The sequence below is a fragment of the Streptomyces sp. NPDC005496 genome, assembly GCF_042872045.1.
Taxonomy (GTDB): domain Bacteria; phylum Actinomycetota; class Actinomycetes; order Streptomycetales; family Streptomycetaceae; genus Streptomyces.
Genome location: NZ_JBIAJQ010000002.1, coordinates 611,217 through 635,791, shown reverse-complemented (window position 1 = coordinate 635,791; position 24,575 = coordinate 611,217). Strand labels below are relative to the sequence as shown.

20 protein-coding genes are annotated in these 24,575 nt (G+C 73.8%); 7 read left to right on the top strand and 13 right to left on the bottom strand.

Translation table 11 applies throughout. From position 1 onward, the window contains the following. Nucleotides 1–37: 37 nt before the first annotated feature. Nucleotides 38–3,226, bottom strand: a complete 3,189-nt coding sequence (locus tag ACFYQQ_RS07335) for a glycoside hydrolase family 2 TIM barrel-domain containing protein (protein WP_355789998.1) — start codon at nt 3,224–3,226, stop codon at nt 38–40. A gap of 258 nt (nt 3,227–3,484) precedes the next feature. On the opposite strand from ACFYQQ_RS07335, the gene ACFYQQ_RS07330 reads away from it, so the two are divergent. Then, nucleotides 3,485–5,410 (top strand): AMP-dependent synthetase/ligase, encoded by a 1,926-nt coding sequence (locus ACFYQQ_RS07330; RefSeq protein ID WP_388903824.1) that lies wholly within the window; start codon nt 3,485–3,487, stop codon nt 5,408–5,410. Nucleotides 5,411–5,486: 76 nt separating this feature from the next. On the opposite strand, the gene ACFYQQ_RS07325 is transcribed toward ACFYQQ_RS07330, so the two are convergent. Beyond that, nucleotides 5,487–5,879, bottom strand: coding sequence for a rodlin (locus ACFYQQ_RS07325; protein WP_355792990.1), 393 nt, complete (start codon nt 5,877–5,879; stop codon nt 5,487–5,489). Between the two features lie 250 nt (nt 5,880–6,129). Between ACFYQQ_RS07325 and rdlA the strand changes: the two genes are divergently transcribed. From rdlA to ACFYQQ_RS07310, 3 genes are all read left to right on the top strand, one after another. Next, nucleotides 6,130–6,522 (top strand): rodlin RdlA, encoded by a 393-nt coding sequence (gene rdlA, locus ACFYQQ_RS07320; protein ID WP_355792992.1) that lies wholly within the window; start codon nt 6,130–6,132, stop codon nt 6,520–6,522. Between the two features lie 296 nt (nt 6,523–6,818). Beyond that, nucleotides 6,819–7,010, top strand: a complete 192-nt coding sequence (locus ACFYQQ_RS07315) for a chaplin (protein ID WP_355792996.1) — start codon at nt 6,819–6,821, stop codon at nt 7,008–7,010. Between the two features lie 100 nt (nt 7,011–7,110). After that, nucleotides 7,111–7,995, top strand: coding sequence for a chaplin (locus ACFYQQ_RS07310; RefSeq protein WP_355792994.1), 885 nt, complete (start codon nt 7,111–7,113; stop codon nt 7,993–7,995). 45 nt (nt 7,996–8,040) lie between these two features. Here ACFYQQ_RS07310 and ACFYQQ_RS07305 read toward each other — a convergent pair whose 3' ends face one another. Together ACFYQQ_RS07305 and ACFYQQ_RS07300 are read right to left on the bottom strand one after the other, a co-directional pair. After that, nucleotides 8,041–9,303: an NAD(P)-binding domain-containing protein gene (locus tag ACFYQQ_RS07305; RefSeq protein WP_356164815.1), complete on the bottom strand. Its 1,263-nt coding sequence runs from the start codon at nt 9,301–9,303 to the stop codon at nt 8,041–8,043. Next, complete coding sequence (locus tag ACFYQQ_RS07300) at nt 9,303–10,607, bottom strand: ATP-grasp domain-containing protein (protein WP_388903820.1); 1,305 nt, start codon at nt 10,605–10,607, stop codon at nt 9,303–9,305. Before ACFYQQ_RS07300 ends, ACFYQQ_RS07305 begins: the two co-directional genes overlap by 1 nt. 168 nt (nt 10,608–10,775) lie before the next feature. On the opposite strand from ACFYQQ_RS07300, the gene ACFYQQ_RS07295 reads away from it, so the two are divergent. Then, a complete protein-coding gene (locus tag ACFYQQ_RS07295; RefSeq protein ID WP_388903818.1) occupies nt 10,776–12,125 on the top strand; it encodes a glycoside hydrolase family 26 protein in 1,350 nt (449 codons plus the stop codon). Between the two features lie 64 nt (nt 12,126–12,189). Here the strand turns inward: ACFYQQ_RS07295 and ACFYQQ_RS07290 are convergent, their stop codons facing one another. From ACFYQQ_RS07290 to ACFYQQ_RS07250, 9 genes are all read right to left on the bottom strand, one after another. After that, a complete protein-coding gene (locus ACFYQQ_RS07290; protein WP_356237766.1) occupies nt 12,190–13,257 on the bottom strand; it encodes a GNAT family N-acetyltransferase in 1,068 nt (355 codons plus the stop codon). Nucleotides 13,258–13,394: 137 nt separating this feature from the next. Next, entirely contained in the window at nt 13,395–14,063 is a 669-nt protein-coding gene (locus ACFYQQ_RS07285) for a lipopolysaccharide biosynthesis protein (RefSeq protein ID WP_356164823.1), read from the bottom strand. Next, nucleotides 14,060–15,193: a glycosyltransferase gene (locus tag ACFYQQ_RS07280; RefSeq protein ID WP_356164826.1), complete on the bottom strand. Its 1,134-nt coding sequence runs from the start codon at nt 15,191–15,193 to the stop codon at nt 14,060–14,062. The genes ACFYQQ_RS07285 and ACFYQQ_RS07280 overlap by 4 nt, the downstream gene beginning before the upstream one ends. Further along, nucleotides 15,193–15,957 carry a polysaccharide deacetylase family protein gene (locus tag ACFYQQ_RS07275; protein ID WP_356164829.1) on the bottom strand — a complete coding sequence of 255 codons (765 nt, stop codon included), beginning with the start codon at nt 15,955–15,957 and terminating at the stop codon, nt 15,193–15,195. Before ACFYQQ_RS07275 ends, ACFYQQ_RS07280 begins: the two co-directional genes overlap by 1 nt. Further along, nucleotides 15,941–17,815, bottom strand: coding sequence for a murein biosynthesis integral membrane protein MurJ (gene murJ, locus ACFYQQ_RS07270; protein ID WP_388903815.1), 1,875 nt, complete (start codon nt 17,813–17,815; stop codon nt 15,941–15,943). Before murJ ends, ACFYQQ_RS07275 begins: the two co-directional genes overlap by 17 nt. Beyond that, nucleotides 17,812–19,137: an O-antigen ligase family protein gene (locus tag ACFYQQ_RS07265; RefSeq protein WP_388904011.1), complete on the bottom strand. Its 1,326-nt coding sequence runs from the start codon at nt 19,135–19,137 to the stop codon at nt 17,812–17,814. Before ACFYQQ_RS07265 ends, murJ begins: the two co-directional genes overlap by 4 nt. Nucleotides 19,138–19,189: 52 nt before the next feature. Beyond that, a complete protein-coding gene (locus tag ACFYQQ_RS07260) occupies nt 19,190–20,623 on the bottom strand; it encodes an exopolysaccharide biosynthesis polyprenyl glycosylphosphotransferase (protein ID WP_388903813.1) in 1,434 nt (477 codons plus the stop codon). Continuing rightward, nucleotides 20,620–21,864, bottom strand: coding sequence for a glycosyltransferase (locus ACFYQQ_RS07255; RefSeq protein WP_388903811.1), 1,245 nt, complete (start codon nt 21,862–21,864; stop codon nt 20,620–20,622). Before ACFYQQ_RS07255 ends, ACFYQQ_RS07260 begins: the two co-directional genes overlap by 4 nt. Nucleotides 21,865–21,904: 40 nt before the next feature. Next, nucleotides 21,905–23,011, bottom strand: coding sequence for a DUF3344 domain-containing protein (locus ACFYQQ_RS07250; RefSeq protein WP_355790406.1), 1,107 nt, complete (start codon nt 23,009–23,011; stop codon nt 21,905–21,907). A gap of 303 nt (nt 23,012–23,314) precedes the next feature. Between ACFYQQ_RS07250 and chpG the strand changes: the two genes are divergently transcribed. Both chpG and ACFYQQ_RS07240 read left to right on the top strand, forming a co-directional pair. Continuing rightward, on the top strand, nt 23,315–23,554 hold the full coding sequence (gene chpG / locus ACFYQQ_RS07245; RefSeq protein ID WP_121402990.1) for a chaplin ChpG: 240 nt from the start codon (nt 23,315–23,317) through the stop codon (nt 23,552–23,554). 230 nt (nt 23,555–23,784) lie between these two features. Beyond that, nucleotides 23,785–24,504: a hypothetical protein gene (locus tag ACFYQQ_RS07240; protein ID WP_355790402.1), complete on the top strand. Its 720-nt coding sequence runs from the start codon at nt 23,785–23,787 to the stop codon at nt 24,502–24,504. Nucleotides 24,505–24,575 lie beyond the last annotated feature (71 nt).

The following is a 24,575-nucleotide window of genomic DNA, read 5'->3' as shown; positions in this document are numbered from 1 at the left end:
GCCGGACGGACCCCGCGCCCGTCCGGCCCCGCGCGTCCTAGGCCGGCCGCAGCCGGTAGGCGTAGGTGTACGTCCGGCCGGAGCGCAGCACGTACTCCCCGAGCGGCGCCGCGCCCCAGGAGTTGATCCCGCCGACGCCCATCTGCCGGTGGTTGACCAGCAGCACGGTCTCGTCCCGCCGCTTCAGCTCGTGGGGGTGCCGGGGCCCGTCGAGGTCGAACGGCGAGTGATGCAGGGCGCTGGTCTCCAGCAGCGGTTCGCCGTCCGCGGGGTCGGCGGCCACCAGGAGCCCGTCACCGGAACGGTCGGTCAGCGACAGCCGCCGCACGTCCGTCATGTTGCCCATCTGCTGGGGACGGACGTACGGCGCCGTCTGCTCGTCCACCGTGGACCGGTGACGGCCCACGAACGCGGCGGCCTTGCGGTCCTGGTAGTTCTCGTGCGGCCCCCGGCCGAACCAGTCGAGCCGCTCGAAACCGGGCGGGACGGTCAGCAGGGCGCCCACCATCGGCAGGTCCGGCAGTCCGGCCGCGGCGTCGAGGGTGTGCCGCACCCCGACCTCGCCGTCGGCGCGCACGGTGAACACGGTGTGCCAGGTGGAGGCGCCGGGCTCGGTGGGCAGGGTGCAGCCGACCTCGACGACGACCTCACCGGACCCGGTCCGCCGTGCCTCGACCGACGTCACCGTCCGCCCGGTGCCTGCCCCCCGCCAGGTCCGCGCGGTGGCCGGGAACTTGCGGCCGATGTCGTTGTCGGTGGGCCCGCGCCAGAAGTTGGGCACGGGACCCTCGGCCAGCAGCGGCCGTCCCCGCCAGGTGTACGCGGAGAGCGTCCCGGACTCCTTGGAGAGCACGACCTCCACCTCCCGCCCGGTCACCGTGACCTCGGTGGCGGTCTCCGCGAGGGTGAGGCGGCCCCGGGGGGCGGCGGCCGGACGGGCGGGCGCGTGCCAGTCCAGCGCCAGCTGCTCGGCGGCCACCTCGTGCCCGGCCTCCGCCCAGCGCGTCGCCGCGCGCAGCACGAAGGACAGGTCGAGGAAGTACTCGGCTCCCGGCTCCGGCGCCGAGGGTCTGCGGTACGGGATGCGGACCGTCCCCTCGGCGCCCGGGGCGACGCGCGGCGCGGCGAGCGTGCCGTGCTGGACCCGGGTGCCGTCGCAGGTCACGGACCAGCGCAGCTCGTAGGAGTCCAGGCCGCTGAAGAGGTGCTTGTTGCGGATCTTCACCGTCCCGGCGGACAGGTCGCCGGCGGCGATCCCCACCGGCTGGTAGCACTTCTTCACCTCGGCGAGCCCCGGATGGAGCGAGCGGTCCGCGGCCACCAGCCCGTTGCAGGAGAAGTTGCCGTCCGTCGGATAGCCCGGGTGCCAGTCGCCCCCGTACGAGAGGTACGTGCGCCGGGTGTCGCCGGGCACGGGCAGCCGGATCGCCTGGTCCGCCCAGTCCCAGACGAAGGCGCCGTGCAGGTTCGGATAGCGCTCGAAGACCTCCCAGTACTCCCGGAGGTTGCCGCCGCTGTTGCCCATCGAGTGCGTGTACTCGCACAGCATGAAGGGCTTCGGGTCGCCGGACCTGCCGTAGCGCTCCACCCCGGCAGGGCTGGTGTACATCTCGCTGTGCAGGTCGGCGACCGCGTTCATGCCCTCGTAGTGGACGGGGCGGGAGGCGTCCCTGGCGTGCACCCAGTCGGCCATCGCCTTGAAGTTCGACCCCTGCCCGGCCTCGTTGCCGAGCGACCAGACGACCACGCAGGCGTGGTTCTTGTCGCGCTCCACCAGGGAGCGCAGCCGGTCGACGCAGGCGTCGGTCCACTCGGCGAGCGAGCCGGGCACGGTGTCCCGCACCCCGTGCGTCTCCAGGTTGGTCTCGTCGACGACGTACAGGCCGTACTCGTCGCACAGCTCCGTCCACCGGGGGTGGTTCGGGTAGTGCGAGGTGCGGACGGCGTTGATGTTGTGCCGCTTCATCAGGCGGATGTCCTGGAGCATCCGTGCCTCGTCGACGGCCTGCCCGCGGTCGGGGTCCGTCTCGTGCCGGTTGGTGCCCCGGAACATGAGCGGCCTGCCGTTGATCGTGAACCGGCCTGGCCCGTAGCCGATCTCCCGGAAGCCCACCCGGGTGCCGTGCACGTCGACCGGCCGTCCCGAGCCGTCGGCCAGCGTGACGACGAGCGTGTACAGGTTCGGCTCCTCGGCGGACCACAGCGCGGGCGCCTTCACGTCCGCCCTGAGCCGGACCTCCGCGTCGCCGTCCTCGAACCCGACGTCCCCGGCGGGCATCCGGACCGGCACCCGGCGCCCGTCCGCGCCGAACAGCTCGGCCGTCACCCGGTACCCGTCCTGCCGCTCACCGCCGCGGTCGCGCACGGTCACGTCGACGGAGAGCACCGCGTCCCGGTACGCCGCGTCCAGCTCGGTGCGCACGAACAGGTCCTGCACGTGCACTTGGGGGACGGAGTACAGGTACACGTCCCGGAAGATCCCGGACAGGTCGATCATGTCCTGGTCCTCCAGCCAGCTGCCGTCGGACCAGCGGTAGACCTCGACGGCGAGCGTGTTGCGCCCCGGCCGCAGATGGCGGCTGATGTCGAACTCGGCCGGGGTGTAGCTGTCCTCGCTGTAGCCGACCCGCTCCCCGTTGACCCACACGAAGAACGCCGACTTCACGCCCTGGAACGAGATCAGCGTCCGCCGCCCGGCCCAGCCCTCGGGCACGGTGAAGGAACGCCGGTAGGAGCCGACCGGATTGAAGTCGTGCGGCACCTGCGGCGGCGTCGGCGTCTCGTAGCCGACCCACGGGTACCTGACGTTGAGGTAGATGGGCTCCGGGTAGCCCTCGATCTCCCAGTTCGACGGGACGGGGATGCGGTCCCAGCCGCCGTCGTCGAAGCCGGGCGCCTCGAAGCCGACGGGCCGCCGGTCGGGGTTCCTCGACCAGTGGAAGCGCCAAGTCCCGTTCAGCGAGCGGTGGTACGGCGACTCGGTGAACCGCCCGCGCAGCGCGTCGGCGGCACTCGCGTACGGCACGAGACGGGCCCGGGCGGCCTCGCGGCCGATCTGGAAGACGCCCGGTCTCGCGTCCCACTCGGGCTCTCCCGCGCGGGCGGCGGCCGTCGCGGCGAACGCCCCCTTCTGTGCGGTGAAGGCGGTCCACCCCGCGAGGGCCCCGCCGGCCAGCAGGAGGGTCCGGCGGCTCGGTCGGCCGGTGGTCGGTCGGTCTGCACTCACGCTGCGGCTCCGCACGTAAGACGACAAGAAACGCCAGCGTCGAACCGAACCGCTCAGCACGCAAGGCCCCACGGGGCTCACAACTCCCTTTGGCGCAAAGGAGGCGAGGCCATCGGAGGGGCGAGCACCCGTGGGCGGCAAGTGCGGGAAGACCGTGCGCGACCCATTGAATTTCTGTTACGCACGAGTAAGTTGACTCCAGAGTAAGTACCGTTCCAGCACCCCGCACCTCCGCACGAGCCGCGACCGGGAGCCGCCATGGGCGTACGCAAGGACTTGAGACGGGCGAGGCGCGGCACCGGCCTCGGGACCCGCCCCGCGATCGAGCTGGTCCGCGACGAGACCGGCAGGGTCCGCGAGGCCCGTGCCACCCCGCTGGCACCGCCGCCGGTCACCGGCAGCACCGCCGACCTGCCGTACACCAACGCCGCCGAGGCACCCGGCGCCGTGGTGCTGCGCCGCCGGCAGGGCGGCTCCTGGCGGCCGGTCACCGCGGCGGCCTTCGCCCGCGAAGTCACCGACACCGCGAAGGGGTTGATCGCGGCCGGACTCGAACCGGGCGGCCGGGTCGCCGTGATGTCCCGCACCCGCTACGAGTGGACCGTCCTGGACTTCGCCGTCTGGGCGGCGGGCGGCCAGAGCGTCCCCGTCTACGCGACCTCGTCCCCGGACCAGATCGACTGGATCGTGCGGGACTCAGGCGCCCGCTTCGTCGTCGCGGAGACCCCGGAGAACGCGGCGGCCGTCGCCACCGCCACCGCGGGACACCCCGAACCGCCGCGCGTCTGGCAACTGGACGTGGGCGCGCTCGCCGACCTCGCCCGCTCCGGCCGCGACGTCCCCGACGAGGAGGTGGCCAAGCGCCGCGCCGCCCTCACCCCGGACACGGTCGCCACCCTCTGCTACACCTCCGGCACCACCGGACGGCCCAAGGGCTGCGTCCTCACGCACGCCAACCTGCACGCCGAGGCCGCGAACACGGTCGAACTGCTGCACCCCGTCTTCGAGGCGGTCACCGGCCGGACGGCCTCCACCCTCCTCTTCCTCCCGCTCGCCCACATCCTGGGCCGCTCCCTCCAGATCGCCTGCCTGACGGCGCGCATCGAACTGGGCCACTGCCCGAGCATCAAGCCCGACGAACTGCGCCCCGCCCTGCGGGAGTTCCGCCCCACCTTCCTCGTCGGCGTCCCGTACCTCTTCGAGAAGATCCACGACACCGGCCGCGCGACCGCCGAGAAGATCGGCCGGGGCGCCTCCTTCGAGCGGGCCCACCGGATCGCGGTCCGCTTCGGCCGGGCCCACCTCGACCGGTTCCTCGGCCGCGGCAAGGGCCCCGGACCGGGCCTGTGGGCGGCCTGGGCCCTGTACGACCTGCTCGTGTACCGCCGCGTGCGCCGGGAGCTCGGCGGCCGCACCCGCTACGCGATCAGCGGCGGCTCCCCGCTCGACCGCGACCTCAGCCTCTTCTTCTACGCCGCCGGGATCATCGTCTACGAGGGCTACGGGCTCACCGAGACCACCGCCGCCGCGACCGTCGTACCGCCGCTGGGCCCCCGCCCCGGCACCGTCGGCCTCCCGGTCCCCGGCACCACGGTCCGCATCGCGGACGACGGCGAGGTCCTGGTCCGCGGAGGCGTCGTCTTCGGCGGCTACCTGAACAACCCGGAGGCCACCGAAGCGGTCCTGCGCGACGGCTGGTTCGCCACCGGCGACCTCGGCTCCCTCGACGAGGACGGGTACCTCACCATCACCGGCCGCAAGAAGGACATCCTCGTCACCTCCGGCGGCAAGAACGTCTCCCCGGCCGTCCTGGAGGACCGTCTGCGCAGCCGTCCGCCCGTCGGCCAGTGCCTCGTCGTCGGCGACAACCGCCCCTACGTCGCCGCCCTGATCACCCTCGACCCGGAGTCCGTGGCCCACTGGCTCGCCGTCCGGCGCCTGCCCGCCGACACCCCGCTGTCCGAGCTGGTCACCGACCCCCGGCTGCGCGCCGACGTCCAGAAGGCCGTGGACCACGCCAACGCGGCGGTCTCCCGCGCCGAGTCGATCCGCGCCTTCCGGCTGGTGACGGGCGAGTTCACCGAGGACAACGGCCTGCTCACCCCGTCCCTCAAGGTCCGGCGGCACGCGGCGGTGGCGGCGTACGCGGACGAGATCGAGGCGCTCTACCGGCAGGAGCGCTGACACAGGAGCGCTGACACACGAAAAGGGGCGGGGCCACCGACGTGATCGGTGGCCCCGCCCCTCGCGTGCCGGAGTGTCAGTCCTCGCTGTTGGCGGACAGGATCGACACGTCCTCCAGCAGGTGCGCCAGCGCTCCGTCGCGCTTGGTCTGCGTGGAGTTCTCCGTGCACTGCTGGTTCAGGTCGTCCGACAGGATCGGGACGTCCTGGATCGGGATGAGGTTGACGACCGGAACGTTGATGTCGTTCAGGCCGATGCAGGGCTTGTTGAAGGAGCCCTGGATGAGCGCCATCTGGGGGCTCATGTTGCCGTACGTGGCCGAGTTGCCGAAGCTCTGCATGGCCGCGTTGCCGTTCGCGATGGCCGGCCCGTTGTCGTCGCCGAGAGCCATCGCCGTCGGAGCCGCGGCAGCGGAGGCACCCACGACGGAAGCGGTGATCGCCGCAGCGGCAATAACCTTTTTAATCACTGGCCAGTCCCTTCTGAAGAAACCCCGTCCACCGGAGCGCCATGACCAACTCCGTTTGGCAAGGATGGTTTCTGTCGTTCACCCGCCCGGCGGATACGCGGCGGGGTCCCTCTACCCACCGAAACCCTTGATTTCTCGTCACTGTCCCGAACTCGTGGCGTCCAACCGGGTGAACCCCCGCAACTAATCCCGCGGCGCCGGGTTGATGAGGCAGTACGACAGTGCGTCGCTACGAGGAAAGGAACACGCAGTGCTCAAGAAGGCTATGGTCGCCGCGGCGGCCGCCGCTTCTGTGATCGGTATGACGGTGGCGGCTGCTCCCCAGGCCCTTGCCATCGGTGACGACGCCGGACCGTCCGTTGCCAACGGCAACGGTGCGACGTCGGCTTTCGGCAACTCGGCGACCAAGGGTGACATGAGCCCGCAGCTGTCGCTGGTCGAGGGCACCCTCAACAAGCCGTGTGTCGGCCTTGAGGACATCAACGTCGCGGTCATCAACCTCGTTCCGATCCAGGACGTGCCGATCCTGTCGGACGACCTGGCTCAGCAGTGCAGCGACAACTCGACGCAGGCCAAGCGGGACGGCGCCCTGTCGCACGTCCTGGAGGACCTCTCCGTCCTGTCCGCCAACGGCGAGAGCTGAGACGTTCCCGGTGCAGCCCGGGTTGCCCGCGATTTTCCGTGCGGGCCGCCCGGGCTTTTGCCCACGTGTATTCCACCGGCCTCGCCGGATTTCGTGCGGAGCGTTCGAGTGAATTATCAAGCGGCTTTCGTTCCGTAGTTTCTCCGGGCCTCCGCCCCTCGTTTACCGCATGCAGGTCGTGCTGCGAGCCGTTCCCGAAGTGCTCGCTCGGTTTCGGCCGTCACAGGGGCATGACCGCAGAGAAGGGAAAGCACGTGAATTACAAGAAGAGCGCAGCCGTCGTCGCCGGCGCCATCATGGCTCTCGGCATGGCCGCCCCGGCCTTCGCGGACGCCGGCGCCCAGGGTGCCGCTGTCGGTTCCCCGGGTGTCCTGTCGGGCAACGTCGTCCAGATCCCCGTTCACGTTCCCGTCAACGTGTGCGGCAACACGATCAACGTGATCGGTCTGCTGAACCCGGCGTTCGGCAACACCTGCGTCAACGACTGACCCCGGAGCGCACCTGCCTCCCGGCTCGGTCATGCCGGCCTTGGACGACCTACACGGTTCCAAGGCCGGCTTTCCCACTTCTACCAGCAGGAAGACAACGATGCGACAGACCCTGAGCAGGGGAATGGTCGTGGCCGCCGCCGCGACGGGCATTCTGTCCATGTACGGCAGCCCGGCACTGGCCGACTCGCAGGCGGGCGGGGCCGCGTCGGACTCGCCCGGTGTCGGTTCGGGCAACAACGTGGCGGTACCCGTGGACGTTCCGGTGAACGCCTGCGGCAACTCCGTCAACGTGGTGGGCGCGCTGAACCCGGCCTTCGGCAACTCCTGTGCCAACGGCCCCAGGCAGCACGGCTCCCACGGCTCCCACGGCGCCCCTCACCGGCCCGCCCCGCACGGGGGCCACGGCGGCAACCACGGCTCCGGTCACCACGGGGGCGGACACGACGACGAGGGCGGGTACGGCGACGCGCCGGGTTCGCACGGTCCGTCGTCCGGGCACGGCCACTCCGGGTCCTCGGCGCACGGCGGCACGCAGGGTTCGCCCGGGGTCGGCGGCGGCAACGACGCCGAGGCGCCCGTGGACGTACCGGTGAACGTGTGCGGCAACACCGCCGACGTGATCGGGCTGCTGAACCCGGTGTTCGGCAACGTCTGCGGCGAGGAGCCCGGCAGGTCCGGCGGGAAGCCGCAGCAGCCGCACACCCCCGGACAGCCGCACACCCCGCCCGGTGTGCTGCCCGACACCCCGTCCGAGGTCCCGCGGGGCCCGCACGGAGCCGAGCCGATCACCTCCCCGGTGGAGACCCGGGCGCTGCCCCCGGTCGACACCTCGGAGAGCCTGGTCGACTCGACCACCGGCTCCTCGTCCGCGCTGGCCCGCACCGGCGGCGAGGACGTGCTCAGCGCGGCGGCCGCCAGTGCCGCGCTGCTGATCAGCGGGACCGTCCTGTACCGCCGCAGCCGCACCGCGTCCCGTCGGTAGTGCTCCTGGGTGCCGGACGCGCCGTGCCCGGCACCCAGGCCCGCCTCAGCGCCCGGCCGTGTCCAGCGCGTCCGGCGAACGGCGCGCGGGCGCCGGGATCAGCCCGCCCCGCGCCCCGGTGCGCAGCCGCCGGCGCACCCCCCGCACCAGCGTGCCCGCGGTGAACGACGCGCCGTGCACGAAGCGCATCGCCGGCCCGAAGCCCGACGCCGTCACCAGTCCCGCCATGAACAGTCCGGGCACCGAGGACTCGAAGTCCCGCCCGACGTGGGGCGATCCGTCCGCGACCGTGCGCAGACCGCCCCGTAGGTCGTCCGCCAGCAGCCCGAGCCGCTCGCAGCCCGCCCTGAACCCCGTGGCCGCGATGACGTGCTCGGTGTCCAGCACCGCCGCCTCACCGGCCCGGCTCACCGTCTCCAGGCGTACGGCGCCGCCCTCGCCGTACGCCGCCGCCACCTCGTGCCCGAGCAGCACCTCGACGGCGGACTCCACCCGGTCGCGCACCCACCACGCGCCCGCCGGACCGAGCGCCGTCGCCGCGACCCGGGCCCGCGTGGCCGCCGGGAGCCGGCGGAAGAGACCCGGGCGCTCGGCGTAGAACCAGTTGCGCCAGCCGCAGCCGAGGCCGCTGTGCGGGGCGCGCAGCGACTGCGTCCACGGGCGCTCCCACGGAGGCGGCACGTCGTTCCAGCGGAGACGGCCCGCGCGGGCCACCACCCGGACCCGGGTGCCCTGTTCGGCGAGGAGCGCCGCCGTCTCCAGGGCCGCCTGGCCGCCGCCGACCACCGTGACGTCCCGGCCGCGGAACCGGCCGAGGTCGCCGTGGTGGCTGCTGTGCGAGACGTACGCGGGACCGAGCCCGCGCAGGGCCGCGGGGATCTCGGTGAACGGCAGCACGCCCACCGCCAGGGCCACCGTCCGCGCGCGCAGCACCTCACCGTCCTCGGTGACCGCCTCGAAGCCGCCCGGGACCGCGGCGATCCGTGCCACCGTCCGTTCGTCGACCCCCGGCACGCCCTGGCGCGCGAACCACAGCCCGTACGAGGCGAACGTCCCGACCGGGATCGGCTCCCCGTGCCCGGCCCGGACCCCCTGTTCCGCGCAGTACGCGTCCAGGCGCAGCCGGCCCCCGGGGTCGGACAGATTCGACGCCCAGGGCTCCGACTTGAGGAACATCCCGGGGGGCATGTGGTCCCGCCAGGACGCCATGGGCCTGCCGAGTACGCGCAGGTCCAGGCCGGCGGCCGCGGCGTGGGAGGCGATGGACAGGCCGTAGGGACCGGCCCCCACCACCAGCAGGTCGTGCATCAGCAGCTGCTCGCTTTCTCGTCGTCGGTCAGCGTGACCGCGTCGTCGCCCGCCGGGCGCACGTCGTCGGCCGTCAGGTCGCGCGGCTCCGGCTGCCGTACGAGCCGGGGGAGCGGCGCGGCCGGCTGCGGGGCCTGCGCGCGGTCCAGCAGGCGCGCGGCCACGTGGCGGGACCACATGCTCCACAGCGCGAGGCCGGGACCGAGGTCGTCGTACGCGTGCCAGGCCAGCTCCCGTCCGCCGGGCGGCGCGCCCACGGCGGTCAGCGGGGCGTAGTTCTCCACCACGAACGTCCGCCCGGGGCGCGGCGCCGGGTCCGGCAGCGGACGGTGCGTCAGGTCCAGGTGCAGGGCGCGTACGACGTCCAGGCCCGAGGCGTCGGTGAAGAGCCGGAACTGGGCCCCGGGCCGGGGGTTGAAGTCCAGCAGGTGGTAGTGGCCGGTCGTGCCGTCCCGGCGGAAGTCGAGGTCGAAGATGCCGCGGTAGCCCAGCTCCCCGGTGAGCCGCTCGGCGAGCGCCCGCAGCGGCGGGTTCGGGGTCCACTGGCCGACCGCGGTCAGTCCGGCACCGTGCGGCCGGGCCCGCAGCTTGCGGCCCGGGCCGCCGGCGCGCAGGGCCCCCGACCGGTCGGCGTACCCGTGGAAGAACCAGTCGCGGTCGGGCCCGGGCGGCAGATACGCCTGGAGCAGCAGCGGGCTGCCCGCCTCCGCCGCCCGCAGGTACAGCGTCTGCGCCTGCTGCGCCGAACGCACGAGCACCGTGCTGCGCAGCCCGGTCCCGGGCGGCACCCGCCAGGGGCGGCTCCACTTCGCCACCACCGGCATCCCCAGCCGCCAGGCCGCCGCGGCCGCCTGCGCCGGGCTGTCCGGGACCAGCGTCAGCGGGTGCGCGATGTCCATGCGGGCGCACAGGGCGGCCAGTTCCGCCTTGTCGGCGACCCGCTCGGCGAGACCGCCGGGCTGACGCGGCAACAGGTAGGCGGGAACCAGCTCCTCGCGCAGATGGCCCACCGCGACGGCACTCGCGTCGTCCAGGGGGATCAGGACGGCCGGGCGGGAGATCCGTGCCGCCACCCGGTGCAGCACGGCGGCGATGTCACGCGGGGACGCCCCCGGTGCGGGCGGTGGATGCATTTCCCGCACAAATCGAGATCTGCGTACGGGACTTCGCCGGGAATCGGCGACCAGGTGCACGTCCACACCCGCACGTCCGAGCGAACGCACGGCGCCCAGTGTCCCGTGGTGAAAGGGATTCCGGTCGATCCGCAGGAGAACGGCGGGGACGCGGCTGTCGAGAAGCGACACGGACATTTCCTTCAGGTCGGTTCACCCGTGCGGGCGATGGGGGCACTCGAAGGCCTGAACCTCGGTTGGCGGAATTCGCATTTATATGACTGAGTGTCAGTGAACAGAGAAGCTTGAACGCGGAGCTCGACGGAGAGACAGCGGAGAAGCGTGGAGAGAGGAGCAGGTATGGCCGCACAGCAGCAACGGCCCCGGGCCGGACGGTCGGCTTTCGTCGCGGCCGCGATCGTCACGTCGCTCGCCCTGGCATCGGGACCGGTGCACGCCGTGAGTTCGGGGGCCCTCGGGGTCGCCGACCCGCCGGCACCGGAACCCGCCGCGACAGCACCCGCCTCGACGGCACCCGCCGCGGCCCCGGCGCCCCCGGGCGCCGGACCCGTGACACTCCCCGCGCCCGTCACGCCGCCGGTCACCCCGCCGGCCGTCCCGCCGGCGCCGTCGGCCGAGCCCTCCGGCACGCCGAGACCCGCCGCCCCCCGCCCCGCCTTCGGCGCCTACCTGGACTACGGCCCCAGCGGTGTGGCCCGGATCGCCCGGCTCAGCCAGTGGCTGGGCGGCACCGAACTGCGCGTCGCCCACACCTACCTGCCCGGCGACCGCTGGAGCAACATCGAAGGAGCGCCCGGCTTCCTCGACGCCTGGGCCAACTGGCGCCGCCAGAAGGCCGACCGGCTCCTGGTCCTCAACGTCCCGATGATGGAGCGCAACGAGGAGCACGTCTCCGACGCCGAGGTCCGCGGACTGCTGGCCGAGGGTGCGTCCGGCGCGTACGACAGGCACTTCCGCGCCCTCGCCGAGCGGCTGGTCGCGCTGAAGGTGCCGGACACCGTCGTCGTGCTCGGCTGGGAGATGAACGGCATTACCTACACCCATCGCTGCGGTCCCGATCCGGAGGCGTGGAAGAAGTACTGGAACAGAATCGTCACGACCATGCGTTCGGTGCCGGGCCAGAAATTCCGGTTCGACTTCACACCGAACCGCGGCCGGGACGCCATTCCCTGGACGCAGTGCTATCCCGGGGACGACACGGTCGACATCATCGGCATGGACTCGTACGACCAGCCGCGAGGTCTTTCATTCGACGAACAGGTGAAGGAACCCTTCGGCCTTCAGGCGCACGTGGATTTCGCGAAGGCCCACGGCAAGCCCGTCTCCTATCCGGAATGGGGCCTGTTCCGCAACGGTGACAACGCGACGTACATGAAGCGCATGCTCGCGTGGATGGACGAGCACAAGCCGCTCTACAACACCGTCACCGACTACTGCCCGCACGGCGTGTGGCAGTGCGACGACAACCCCAGGGCCTCGGAGATCTACCGGACCATGCTCTCGGGCCGCACCGATCCGGCCCCCGACCCCACGGCCCCGCCGACCAAGACGCCCCCGACCGCGCCTCCGACGACACCGACCCCCGGGCACCCGGAGAACTGCTCGCCGGTGGAGCTGGGCGACTGGGTCGAGCACTGGATCGGCGGCAAGCTCTGCCTGCGCTTCGACTGGTGGTCGCGCAACCGGTGACCCCGTGAGGGGCGCGTGCGGGGCGCGCCCCTCACCGGCCGGTCCCCGGACGGCGGCGGGTCGTTCAGGACCCGTCGCCACCGCGCTCCCTCCAGCGGTGCACCAGGTCCCGGCACAGGCGGCGGGCGCTCACGCCGGCCAGCACCACCAGGAACAGCGGCGCCGTACGCCGGCGGGACAGCAGCAGCCGCCGGTTGACGACCGTCTCGGGGCGCCACCGGTACTTGTACGACTCGGCGCCGCGCAGCAGGCTCAGCACGCGCCGCCTGCCGTCGACCGCCTCCCGCGCGGACGCCTGGAGCAGCATCGTGGCCACGTCCGCCTTGCGCTCCCGCAGCAGCGGGTCCGAGCCGTACAGGTAGCCGCCCGCGAGGCCCGGCGACAGCAGCGTCAGATCGACCGCCACGACCGTGCCGTCCAGCAGGAACTCCGTCACCAGGGCGTCGCCGGAGCGCACCATCCGGCTCACCGACCGCACCAGATGGGCGGCGAACCGGGGCCGCACGTGCTCGGACGTCACCTTGCGGCCCTGCCACTGCAGCCGGTGCAGCTCCAGCAGCCGGTGCAGCGCCGCGTCCACCTCGTCGTGCCCCACGACACGGTGCTCGACGCCGAGGGAGGCGAGCTTGCGCAGCTTGGCGCGGGCCCGCTGGGCGCGCGAGGCCGGCAGCCGCTCCAGCAACTCCTCCATCGGCAGGGCCGGCAGCTCCATGCAGACCGAGTCCCGCACCCGCGTGCGCGGCCCGCGCCACCCCTCGTAGACCCGCTCGACCGCGCCGCCCGGCCGTACCTCGCGGAAGTCGATCAGCGCGGTACGGGCGGCCTCCGCCAGCCCCGCGGCGAGCGCGGGAGCGGCCCGGTCGGCGTGCTCGTCGTCCAGCAGCACGTCCGCGTAGTCCGAGATCGCCCCGCCGAGCGGGACGAGGACGGGCAGTACGCGGCGTACGCGCATCAGCGGCGCCACCGCCCGCAGTTCGCCGCCCTCGCGGACCACGAGGAGACGCAGCCCGCCCGGGGTGCCGTACGACAGCCACCAGGAGTGCAGCCAGGCGTGGCTCTGGAACGGGGTGGCCGCCGAGCACCGCCGGTACAGCCGCTCCCAGGCCGGGCCCAGCTCGGCGAACTCGCGCACATCGGTGACGAGTTCGGCGACGAGGGTACTTCCGGCGCCTTCCGTCCGCGTACCGGAGCCCGCCTCCGGGCCGGCCGCGGGCGCCGGTACGGTGGCGGACCCCTCGGTGACCCCGGTGCCGGCAGCCCGCTCGGTGCTCACAGCTGTCCGTGCGCGTCGGCGGCGACGGCCGGACTCGGCACGGACGCGGCGCGGGCCGTGTCGTCCGTCGTCCGCCGGGGCCGTACGAGGAGCGCGAGCCCGCCGAGCAGTCCGCCCGCGGCGGTGCCCACCAGACCCGTCACCGCGGGCGACGCCGACGACGGCTCGGCCGGCTTCACCGCGCGCGAGAACGGGAGCAGCTCCACGTGGGTGCTGCTCTTGGTGTCGTTGGCGTGCCGGGTCAGCGAGCGCGAGACGGCGTTGGCCATGTCGGCCGCCAGGTCCGGACGCGAGGAGGTCGCCGTCACCGAGACCATCGGGGCGTCCGGCGAGGTCGCGGTCCGCACGCTCTCCTGGAGCGTGGCGACGGGCACCCCGGCCCACACCTGGGCGTCGCCGAGCACCGCGACCTGCGTGGCCACCCGCCCGTAGGCCTGCGCGAAGCCGAGCGCCGCCGCCGGGTCCGCCTTCTGGGTCGGCACGACCACGACATAGCTGGTCGCCGTGTACGTCGCGGGCGTCAGCACGCCGTACGTGCCGCCCGCCAGGCCGCCGAGCAGGGCACCGGTCGCGAGCAGACCCCAGGGGGGCAGGCTCCGCGCGCGGGACAGGGCCGAGCCGGGCCTGGCGGCCTGGCGGTGGTGTCCGGTGTGGTTGTCGGTCATGAGGAACTCACTCCCAGAGAGGTGCAGGAGACCGCCGCCGCGTACACGTCCATGAGCTGGGCGGCGCTGCGGGTGATGCAGTAGTGGTGGGCGGCTTCGGGTGCCGTCCTGGGCCGGGGGCCCTCGGCGCGGACCTTCACCAGCGCCCGGGCGAACGACTCCGCGCCGCCCTGCACCCGCCGGGCACCGAGCGCCGCGCCCGGGGGCAGGTCCTCGATCGCCGGGCAGGACACGTAGAGCACCGGCAGTCCGGCGGCCAGCGCCTCGACGACGGCGAGCCCGAACGCCTCCTCCGCGCACGGCGAGGCCAGCGCGTCCATCGCCGCCGTCAGCGACGGCAGGTCGGCGCCGGGCAAGCCGCCGGTCGGACGCTCCCCGGTGAGCAGGACCCGGTCCGACACGCCGGCGCGCTGGGCGGCCCGCCGCAGGACGCTCTCCTCGGGACCACCGCCGACCAGCAACAGCCAGTAGTCGTCCGGGAGTTCGGCCAGCGCGCGGACCAGGACGTCGAACCGCTTGCCCGCGGTGAGCCTGCCGACGCCCCCGACGACGTACGCGCCCTCGGGCAGTCCCAGCCGCCGCCGGGTGCGCTCGCGCAGCACCGGGTCGAAGCGGAAGCGGTCCACGTCGATGCCGTTCGGCACGATCTCGATGCGCGGCCCCGGCACGCCCCAGCGCCGCAGCCGGTCGGCGACGGTGGGGGAGACGGCGACGGTGGCGCTGCCGAGCCGTTCGCTGGCCAGGTACAGCGCGCGGACGCCCGTGGTGAGCGCCCGCCCTTCCATCTGCGAGTCGCCGAGGGAGTGTTCGGTGGCGACGACGGCCTTGACGCCCGCCAGCCGCGCGGCGATCCGCCCGTACACGCAGGCCCGGTAGAGGTGGGTGTGGACGAGGTCGTAGCCGCCCGACCGGATGATCTTCACCAGGCGGGGGAGCGCCGAGAGGTCGCGGTTGCCGGTCATCCCGAGGTGGAAGACGCGTACGCCGTCGTCGGCGAGGCCGTCGGCGACGCTCCCCGGGTTGGTGAGGGTCACCACGTCGCAGTCGACCGGCAGATGCCGCAGGAGCAGGCGCAGTTGCTGCTCGGCGCCGCCGACACCGAGACCGGTGATGACGTGCAGGGCCTTCATCAGACCCCCTCGGCCGGGCGGCGGCGCAGCCGGTGCAGCCGGTGCTTGAGCAGCAGGCGCACGGCGGTGTCGTTCTGCCCGACGTGGACGCGGGGCAGCGCGAAGGGCCCGGTGAGCGGGCCGGGGTCGATCGCGCAGGCGTAGCGGTACCCGGCCGCCCGTACGGCGTCGACGGCCCGCTGGTCCACCGTGCCGTACGGGTAGCAGAACCCGTCGATGTCGGCACCGATCAGCTCCGCGAGCGCCGCCCTGCTCTCGGCGACCTCGGCACGCAGGACGGCGTCGTCGGCCGTGGTCAGGTCGACGTGGGTCAGCCCGTGCGAACCGATCTCGATGCCCTCGGTCGCGGCGGCGACGCGGATGCCCTGCTTGCCGAGCAGCGGCTTGCGGGGGCCGAGGGGGTCCCACGCGTTCTCGCCGTCCAGCCGGCCGGGCAGCACGAAGAGGGTGGCCCCGCAGCCGTGGCGGCGCAGCACCGGGAGGGCGTGCTCCACGAAGTCGGCGTACCCGTCGTCGAAGGTCAGGCCGATCAGGCCCCGCCCCTCGCCCCGGGCGCGCGCCGCGATCAGGTCGGCCATGCTCACGCCCCGCAGACCGCGGCGGCGCAGCAGGCCGAGCTGGAGGTCGAGACGGCCGGGCGTCACGGTGATGCGGTACGGGTCGTCGGAGCAGTCGCCCACGGAGTGGTACATCGCCACCCACGGGGGAGTGCCGGGGCGTCTGGTGGCACGTCGTGCTCGTGCCGTGTCAACGGAAACGGACATGCGGGAGCCTTCGGGTCACGGAACGGAGGGCGGGTGCGACGGCCTGGGCGTTCAGGGCCCAGGCCACCAGGACGAAGACGACGACGACGGCGGTGCCGCCGGCGGCCAGACCGGCCGGCGCGGAGTCGGTGCGGCTCGCGCAGAACGCGCCCGCCGCCGCCGCGGCCACCGCCGCGCGCACCGGGCGGCTGATCTCGGTCACGACCTGCCGGGTACGGATCGGCACCCCGTGCCGCCCCATCCCGGAGAGCAGGAGCAGCGCGGACAGGGTGATGCCGAGGGCGTTGGCGGCGGCGATCCCGCACACGCCCCAGGGGCCGACCGCCCACGCCCCGGCGCAGGCGGTGGTGACGATCCCCGCCGCCATCGCGCCCATCGGGTACCAGGTCGGCCGGCCCGCAGAGAAGTACGAGCGGACGAGCGCGCCCACGAGGGTGTGGCCGAGCAGGCCGAGCGCGTACACGCGCATCACGGCGGCGGTGGCCGCGGTGTCACCGGCGCCGAACGCGCCGCGCTCGAAGAGCAGCCGGATCATCTGCGGCGCGCAGGCCACGACCGCCGCCGCCCCGAGGAGGACGGTGCAGGACACGAGGGCCAGGTCGCGTTCCACCCGGTCCCTGGCGCGCCGGGTGTCGCCCTCCGCCAGCGCCTGCGCCACCACCGGGAAGGTGACGGTGCACAGCATCAGCGACAGCACCATCGGCATCTGGGCGACCTTCTGGGCGTAGTTCAGATGCGAGATCGCCCCCGCCGGGAGCGACGAGGCGAGGAACCGCTCCACGAGGACCTGGGACTGCCGGAACAGCGCGAAGAGGAGCACCGTCGCCACGAGGACCAGGTCCATCGAGCGCGCCGTCCGGTCGCCTTCGCCGGGGCGGCCGGTGGTGTCCTCGGCGGCCGGGGAGCCGTCGGCCGCCGAGGGCCGCTCCTCGCGCGAGCGTCCCCAGACCTGCCGCCACAGCGACGGCAGTTGCGTCACGACCATCAGGGCGCCGCCCACCGCGACCCCGGCCGCCGCCGACCGCACGCCCCAGCGCCCGCCGAGGACGAACATCGTCGTGATGATGCCGGTGTTGTAGGCGACGTAGATGGCGGCGGGCGCGACGAACCGGCGGTGCGCCCGCAGCGCCGCGCTGCAGTACCCGGCGAGCCCGAAGCTCAGTACGCAGGTCGCCGTCAGTCGCGTGCAGTCCACCGCCGGGGCGGGGTCGGGCAGTCCCGGCGCCAGCACCTCGACGACGTACGGCGCCCCGGCGATCAGCAGTGCCGCCGCCGCCACGAAGGCGAGCGCCAGCCGGGGCAGCGTGGTCGCGACCAGCGAGCGCACCGGATCGCCGCCGGCTCCCTGGGCCCGCAGCGCCACCGCCCGGCTGAACAGCGGGACGAGGACGAAGGCGAGCCCGTCCTCGATGAGCAGCGTCGCCGCGAACTCCGGCACGGTCCAGGCGACGAGGAAGGCGTCCGTCTCGCTGCCGGCCCCGAAGAGGTGCGCGAGCGCCTGGTCCCGGCCGAGGCCCAGCAGCGCGCCCACGATGGACAGGCCGACGGTGACGAGAGCGGCCTTGGCCAGGAAGCGCCGCGAGGACGCCCCGGCGGAGCCGGTATCGGCGGGATCGACCTTGTCGGTACGGGTACCCCCCGCCGAGCCGACGCCGTCGGCCGCGTCCGCGTTCTCGCGGATACCGGTGTCGGTACCGGGACATGTGCTGTGCGGGGCCGCGTCGGTACCCGGACCCGTGGTCCGTGGGGCCGCGTCCGTACCGGCACCCGTGCCCTCCGGGGCCGAGCCCGTGTCCGTACCGGTACGGGCCGGAGGCAGTGTCGCCGCGTCGTCGGCCCGGCGAGGGGTGACCGTCATCGCGCCGCCCCGGAGCAGCCCACCGTGACGCCCAGCCGGTCGGCCGCGCCGTCGGTCCCGGCCCGGCGTCCGCCTGGCCGCGCGGAGGCGGGATCCATCAGCGCCCACCAGGCCACGAGCCCGAAGCAGACGGCCGTCAGCACGGTCGAGGGGCCGCCGATGTCGCCGTACACGAAGTCCACCAGCTGCCAGACCAGCAGCCCGCACGCGACGAGCGCGCAGTCGAGGCCGTTCCCGCCGCCGGCGGCGCCGCCCGGCTCCTCGCGCCGCACGCGGACGAGCCCCCGCACGGCGCAGACCAGCAGCGCCAGCCAGCTCCCGGCCAGGGCGAGCAGCCCCAGGAGCCCCTGTTCGCTGAGCACCAGCAGGTACATGTTGTGCGGGGAGAGCAGCGGTTGCTTGCGGAACGCGGCGCCCGCGCCCTCCGTGTCGCTGCCCGAGGACAGCGCCAACGAGGCGTGCCCGTCGCGGTGTTCGGGGAAGCCCTTCAGCCCGACCCCGTTCACGGGGTGCTGCCGCCACATGTCGGTGGCGGCGGCCCACATCGTGTAGCGGTCGGTCACCGAGCGGTCGGGCGCGTCCGTGACCTGCGTGATGCTGCTGATGCGCTCCTGGAGCATCGCCGTACCGACGCCGACCCCGCCGACCAGGACCACCGCGGCGGCGGTGACGACGAGGGCCGCCTTCATCGCGCGCCGCATCCCGGCCAGGGCGAGCTGCGCCCCGACCGCCACGGCGGTGGCGATCCACGCGCCCCGGCTGAAGGACAGCGCGAGCGGCGCGAGCAGCACCGCCGCGCATGCCGCAGCGGTGGCCCGCTGCCGGGCCGGCCCGGTCCCGAGCGCCAGCGCGACCGCGCACACCAGCCCGAAGGCCACCACGGTCGCCATCCCCATGACGTCCGCCGCCCCGAACGTGCCCACGGCCCGGATCTCCTCGCCCATGTACGAGGCCCCCGTGCCGGTCGCGTACTGGCGCACCCCGATCGCGCCCTGCCACAGCGCCAGCGCCACGAACGACCAGGCGAGCAGCCGGAAGTCGCGCCGGTCCCGCACCACCAGCACCACCGCGGCCGGCACCAGCACGAAGACCTGGAGATAGCGGGCGAACCCGGTGAGCCCCGCCCCGGGCGACACCGCGCCGACCGCCGCCACCGCGAAACCGGCGACGGGCAGCGCGAGGATCACGGCGGCGGACGGTGTCAGGGGCCGCCGTCGCTGCCGCAGGAGACGGACCACGCAGTACGCCACCAGGAGCCCGGAGACGGCGTCGGCGACGGTCGCGCCGCCCTCCCCGCCGGGCGCGACCGGCAGCGCGAGCATCGCGACCACCGCCAGCACCGGCACGACGGGCGTCCACCTGACCCTCACCTGCTCAGCTCCCCGTCGGACGGACGAGCGCGACCGCGGTGCGCAGCAGGATGCAGACGTCCTGCCACAGCGACCAGTTGTCGATGTAGGCGTTGTCGAAGCGGCAGCGGTCCTCGATGGAGGTGTCGCCGCGCAGACCGTGCACCTGGGCGAGCCCGGTGATGCCGGTCCGCATCCGGTGGCGGGTCGCGTAACCGGGGTACGTCTGGCTGAACTTGGCGACGAAATAAGGGCGTTCGGGGCGCGGGCCGACCAGGCTCATGTCGCCCCAGAAGACGTTCCACAGCTGGAGCAGCTCGTCCAGCGAGGTCCGCCGCAGGAAACGGCAGAACGGGTTCATCTCGTGCTCGTTCGCCACGCTCCACCGGGTCGCCGCCTCGTGCGCGTCGACGGGCCGGTGCGTGCGGAACTTCAACAGCGTGAACGGCCGTCCGTCCTTGCCGATGCGCTCCTGCCGGAAGACCACACCGGGCCCGTCGGCGAGCCGCAGCACCACCGCGCACACCAGCAGCAGCGGACTGACCGCGAGCAGCAGCGCCCCGGAGACCAGCACGTCCAGCAGCCGCTTGCCCGCGCCGCCCCGGGGCTCGCCCACGCTGAGCCGCCGGCAGGAGAATCCGGCGAGCCGCTCGCCGTGCACGTCGTACGACGGCGACTCGGCGTCGACCTCCCACAGCACGCAGCCGGACTCGCCGAGCGCGCGCAGCAGCGGCGCGTGTTCGGCGCGGCGGCCGACGACGAGGACGGTCTGGACGCCGTTCTGGATGAGCGCCCGCTGCACCTCCTCGCCGGTGGTCAGCACCGGCAGCCCCTCGCCGCCGGACGGCTGCCGGTCCACGATGCCGACCGGCCGCACCCCGCAGGCCGGGTGGCGCAGGAAGGCCGCGGCCACCCGCTGGGCCGTGCCGGCGGGACCGATCACCAGGGCCGCCTCGGGGCGCCGGACCAGCGCCCTGCGCCGCCGCCAGTGGACGGCGCCGCGGCCCAGACAGCTCGCCGCCGACTGCGCGGCGCAGCCCGCGGCCAGCGTCCCCGCGGACAGCGCGTCGGCCGGCGAGAGCGCCGCGACGAGGGCCGCGAGCACGCACCAGCCCACGACGATCCGCCCGCAGACGGCGGGCAGTTCGTCCAGGACGGCGGGCACGGCGGGCGGCCGGTACAGCGACGCGCGCGCGTTCAGGCCGACCACGGCGGCCAGCAGCAGGCCGACGAGCAGTGGATGGCGCTGGGCCCCGGTCAGCGCCAGGGACGCGAGCAGCGCGGCGCCGGCGTCCACCGCGGGCAGCGGCCACCGCGCGGTCCGCCGTACGGAGGTCCGCCGGCCGGCGGGAAATCTGAAGCCGTCGGCGGCCTCGCGCGGAGGGATGACCGAGACGGGCGAGAATCCGTGCTCCCGTGGCTGTCCGCCGGGGGAGGGAACGGTGCTTTCCGCAGTCACGTGTGGATGGACTCCCTGCACTCGTTGTGTGCCCCGCGCGCGGCGAACTCCGCGCGCTCGGCGTGCCCGGCGGGCTTCGCGGCGGACCGCCCGCGGCGCCGGGACGGCTCCGCGACGAGCAGCTCGCCGTACACGGCGGCGACCGCGTCGGCCGTGTGCCGCACGTCGTGCGTGGCCAGCACGTGGTGCCGGCCGCGACGGCCGAGCGACTCCCGCAGCGGTGGATCGGACAGCAGGCCGCACAGCGCCTCGGCCAGTGCCCCGGGCGCCTCGGGGGGCACCAGGCACCGGTCCTTCAGACCCGGCGGAAGACTTTCGCGGGCGCCGTCGACATCGGTGATGACGACGGGGCGTTCGCAGGCCATGGCCTCCAGCGGCGCCAGGGCCATCCCCTCCCAGCGGGAGGGCAGCACCACCAGATCGGCGGCCTGGTACCAGGGCACGGCGTCGGCGGCGGCCCCGGCGAACAGCACGGAGTCGGGGGCGGCGGCGCGCAGTTCGGGGGTGTCGGGCCCGTCCCCGACCAGCACCAGCCGGGCCCCCGGCACCCGCCGGACCACCGAACTCCACGCGGCCAGCAGGACGTCCTGCCCCTTCTGCCGGCACAGCCGCCCGACGCAGACGACCAGCGGACCGGCCGGGCCGGCCTTCGCGAGCAGCGGGATCGCGGAGCGCGCGCTCCGCACGTCCGCCGGACGGAAGCGCGCCGTGTCCACGCCGTTGGGGATCACCCGCCACCGGGCGGCCACTCCGGCCCGCGCCCCGGTCGTACGCTCCGCCTCGCTGACGCACACCACCCGCGAGGCCCAGCGTGCCCCCCACCGCTCCCACCGCAGCGCGACCGAGGCGGTGACGCCGCCGACCGCCTCGAACGACCAGGCGTGCGGCTGGAACACGGTCGGCACCCGGCCGCGCAGGGCGAGCCGCACCGCGAGTCCGGCCTTGGCGCTGTGCGCGTGCACGACGTCCGGCCGCATCTCGTCGACGATCCTGCCGAGCTGCCACAGTTCCGACGCCAGCCGGCGGCCCGGCGAACGCGTCGCCCGCCACCGCCGTACGTCACTGCCGAGCATCCGGAGCGTGTCGGCGAGCCCGCCGCCCTCGGGGCAGGCGACCGTGACGTGCAGTCCGGCGGCGAGCTGCGCCCGCACCAGGTCCGTGACCACCCGCGCGACCCCGCCGTCGACCGGCTGGGTGACATGCAGGACCCGCGTCGGTGGGTCGGTCGATGACACTGGCATACGCGGTTCCTCGCTCACGGACGGCGCCGGCGGGAGCGCGTCACTGCTTGGCGTCGACAGCGACGAAGAGCGCCCCGGCCCAGGCCGCGTCCTGCTGCGCAACGAGCCGGAAGGCCAACTGGTCACCGCCGCGCCGCAGAGCCGTGCCCAGATCGAAGACGTCGGAGTCGTATCCGAGGGTGTTGGGGAAGGCGGGCGAGCGCCTGGCGACGGCCGGTCCCGGCTCGCTGATCGTCGAGTTCAGGACGTCGTCCGCGGGGTTCGCGGAGTCGCTCAGCGCCGTCACCCGTCCGCGTCCGGTCGACACCATGAGCGAATCCCCTCCGCGCCCGGCGTCGCCGTCGTAGGCCACCAGTCCCGCCCGGCCGCCGGCTCCCGGTGCGAGGGGCAGCCCGCGGACCCCGACGACCTGGTCCGCGCCCGGCCCGAGCGGGGCGAAGCCGTCCCACATCGCGAGGTGCCGCAGCGGTTCCGACTCCCGTTCGTACGCCACCATCAGCGTCCAACCGCCCCAGGCGCCGGCGGCCGAGCGGCCCATCGCCACGTTGACCTGCGCCACCGTGTAGAGGCCCGAACCGCTCGCCCGCACCAGCCCGGTGACGTCCGCGGAGGCCTGGAACGCGTCCGCCCCGCGTGTCACCCGGTGTCCGACGACGGTGTCCGCGAGCACGGCCTTGTACCGCCCACCGGGCTCGGCGACCAGCACGCGCGCGTTGTCCTTCGGCGGCTTCTGCTCGCCCACGCGCAGGTTCCCGCCCCAGTACAGGCGCGCGTACGTGACCCGCGCGCCCCGCGGCAGACGGACCTCGCCCCGGCTGGAGTTGTAGGTGTTCGGGTCCTTGTCGACGTCGATGTAGAACATGTCGAAGTCGTCGTTCGCGGCCGTCCCGCCCGCCCGCGCGGCCGTGCACGGCGACGAGCCCGACGTGCGGGAGGGGGCGGGCGCCGTACGGCAGCTGATGGACGAGTTGGCCGCGCGGACGATCCCGCCGTGCTGGAGGGCGTGGTACCGCTGCGTGAACGCGAGGCTCTCGGCCTCCGCGGGGGGCGGTGCGGTGCTCGCGTGGCCCGCCGGCGCGTACAGCGAGGTCAGGGCGAGGCACCCCACCAAGGCACGGCGCAGCAGAGGACCCGGGGAATGACGCATGATCGGCGTTGCCCTTCCGAGCTGTGAAGGTTCTGGAACGACGGACGGACTGTCGCGTGCGGATCGCACAGGTGTCGGTCGGTTCCCCCGTCCGTCCCGTGGTGCCAAGGGGCCTCGGGAGGAGCGCAACTCTAGCCGTTGTCGGTATTTATCGGTGAAACCTGCCAAGTGTGTCGGAATGGTGAAGCCCGGCACTTGTGACATCACTCCTTTGGAGGCACAACCCGCGCGTGCGCCGCGCGTTGACACAACGCCGGGCATATCCGCCCGGATGTTGTGTCGACCCCCAAGGAGCACCTCTCCATGTCGCGTATCGCGAAGGGCCTGGCCCTGACCTCCGTTGCCGCCGCCGCTGTGGCGGGCACCGCCGGCATCGCCGCCGCCGACAGCGACGCACACGGCGCCGCCGCCAACTCCCCGGGCGTGCTGTCGGGCAACGTCCTGCAGGTTCCGATCCACATCCCGGTCAACGTCTGCGGCAACACCGTCGACGTGATCGGCCTGCTGAACCCCGCGTTCGGCAACGTCTGCGTCAACGACTGACGCCGGTACGGACCCTTCTGCCGGCCGTTCTCCCCTGACGGGAGGGCGGCCGGTCCGCGTTGCCCCGAATGGACGGATGGGGTATCAGCGCGACGAGAACGCGCTCACCAGCGACGACGCCCGCGGTGGCGTCGACACGCGGACACCGGTGGCGGGCCGATCGGTTGCAGGGCAAGATCACCGATCCCACGGTGATCACAAGCTCCTCGCGACCATCGAAGGGAACGTCAATGCGTGTTCTGCCCGCCCGGCGCATCGCCTCCTCCGCACTCTGCGCCGCGCTCCTGCTCGGGATCGGTGCTCCCGCCGCACTCGCGGCCGACGGCGCCCCGACGCGTGGCCACGCCCGTGCGGCCGCTCCCGTCCCCGGTGCTGACGGGCTCCTGCCGCAGGTCACGGCCCTCGCCGGACTCGGCGGCCCGCTGACCCCGGTCACCGACCTCCTCGACACCGTGCTCACCACGGACCACGCCCGGCTCTCCGACGAGGAGACGGAGGAACTCGGTGCCGCGGCCGAGGCCGCGATCGCCCAGATCACCGAAGAGGCCGCCTCCGTACCGCGGTCCGACCCGGCGGCGGACGCCGACGGACAGGGGAGCGAAGACGGCACGGACGCCACGGACGTCAAGGACGACCCGCTCGCGAAGCTGCGCGGCAGCCTGGACAAGCTCCTTGAGGCGGTCACCTCGGGGGACCTCGGCAAGGTGGTCCCCGCGGCCACGGGCCTGGTGACCGGTCTCGTCGACGTCGTGGTCTCCACGGTGGTCGCGAACAGCACGACGGAGCCGAACACGTCCGCACTGCCCGACTCCGCCCAGTCGGCGGACCTGACGAGCGGGTTGAACCCGTCGAACGTGTCGAGCATGCCGGGCATGCAGCACCTGCCCGACTCCTCCCGCCTCCCCAAGACCGGTCTGCTCTCCCTGCTGGGCCTCGGGGCGGGCGCCTGAGACGAGCGGCGCGGCAGCGGAGCCGTCGGGCCGGCCCGGGGGGCCAAGCCCGACGGCTGTTTTATATGAGA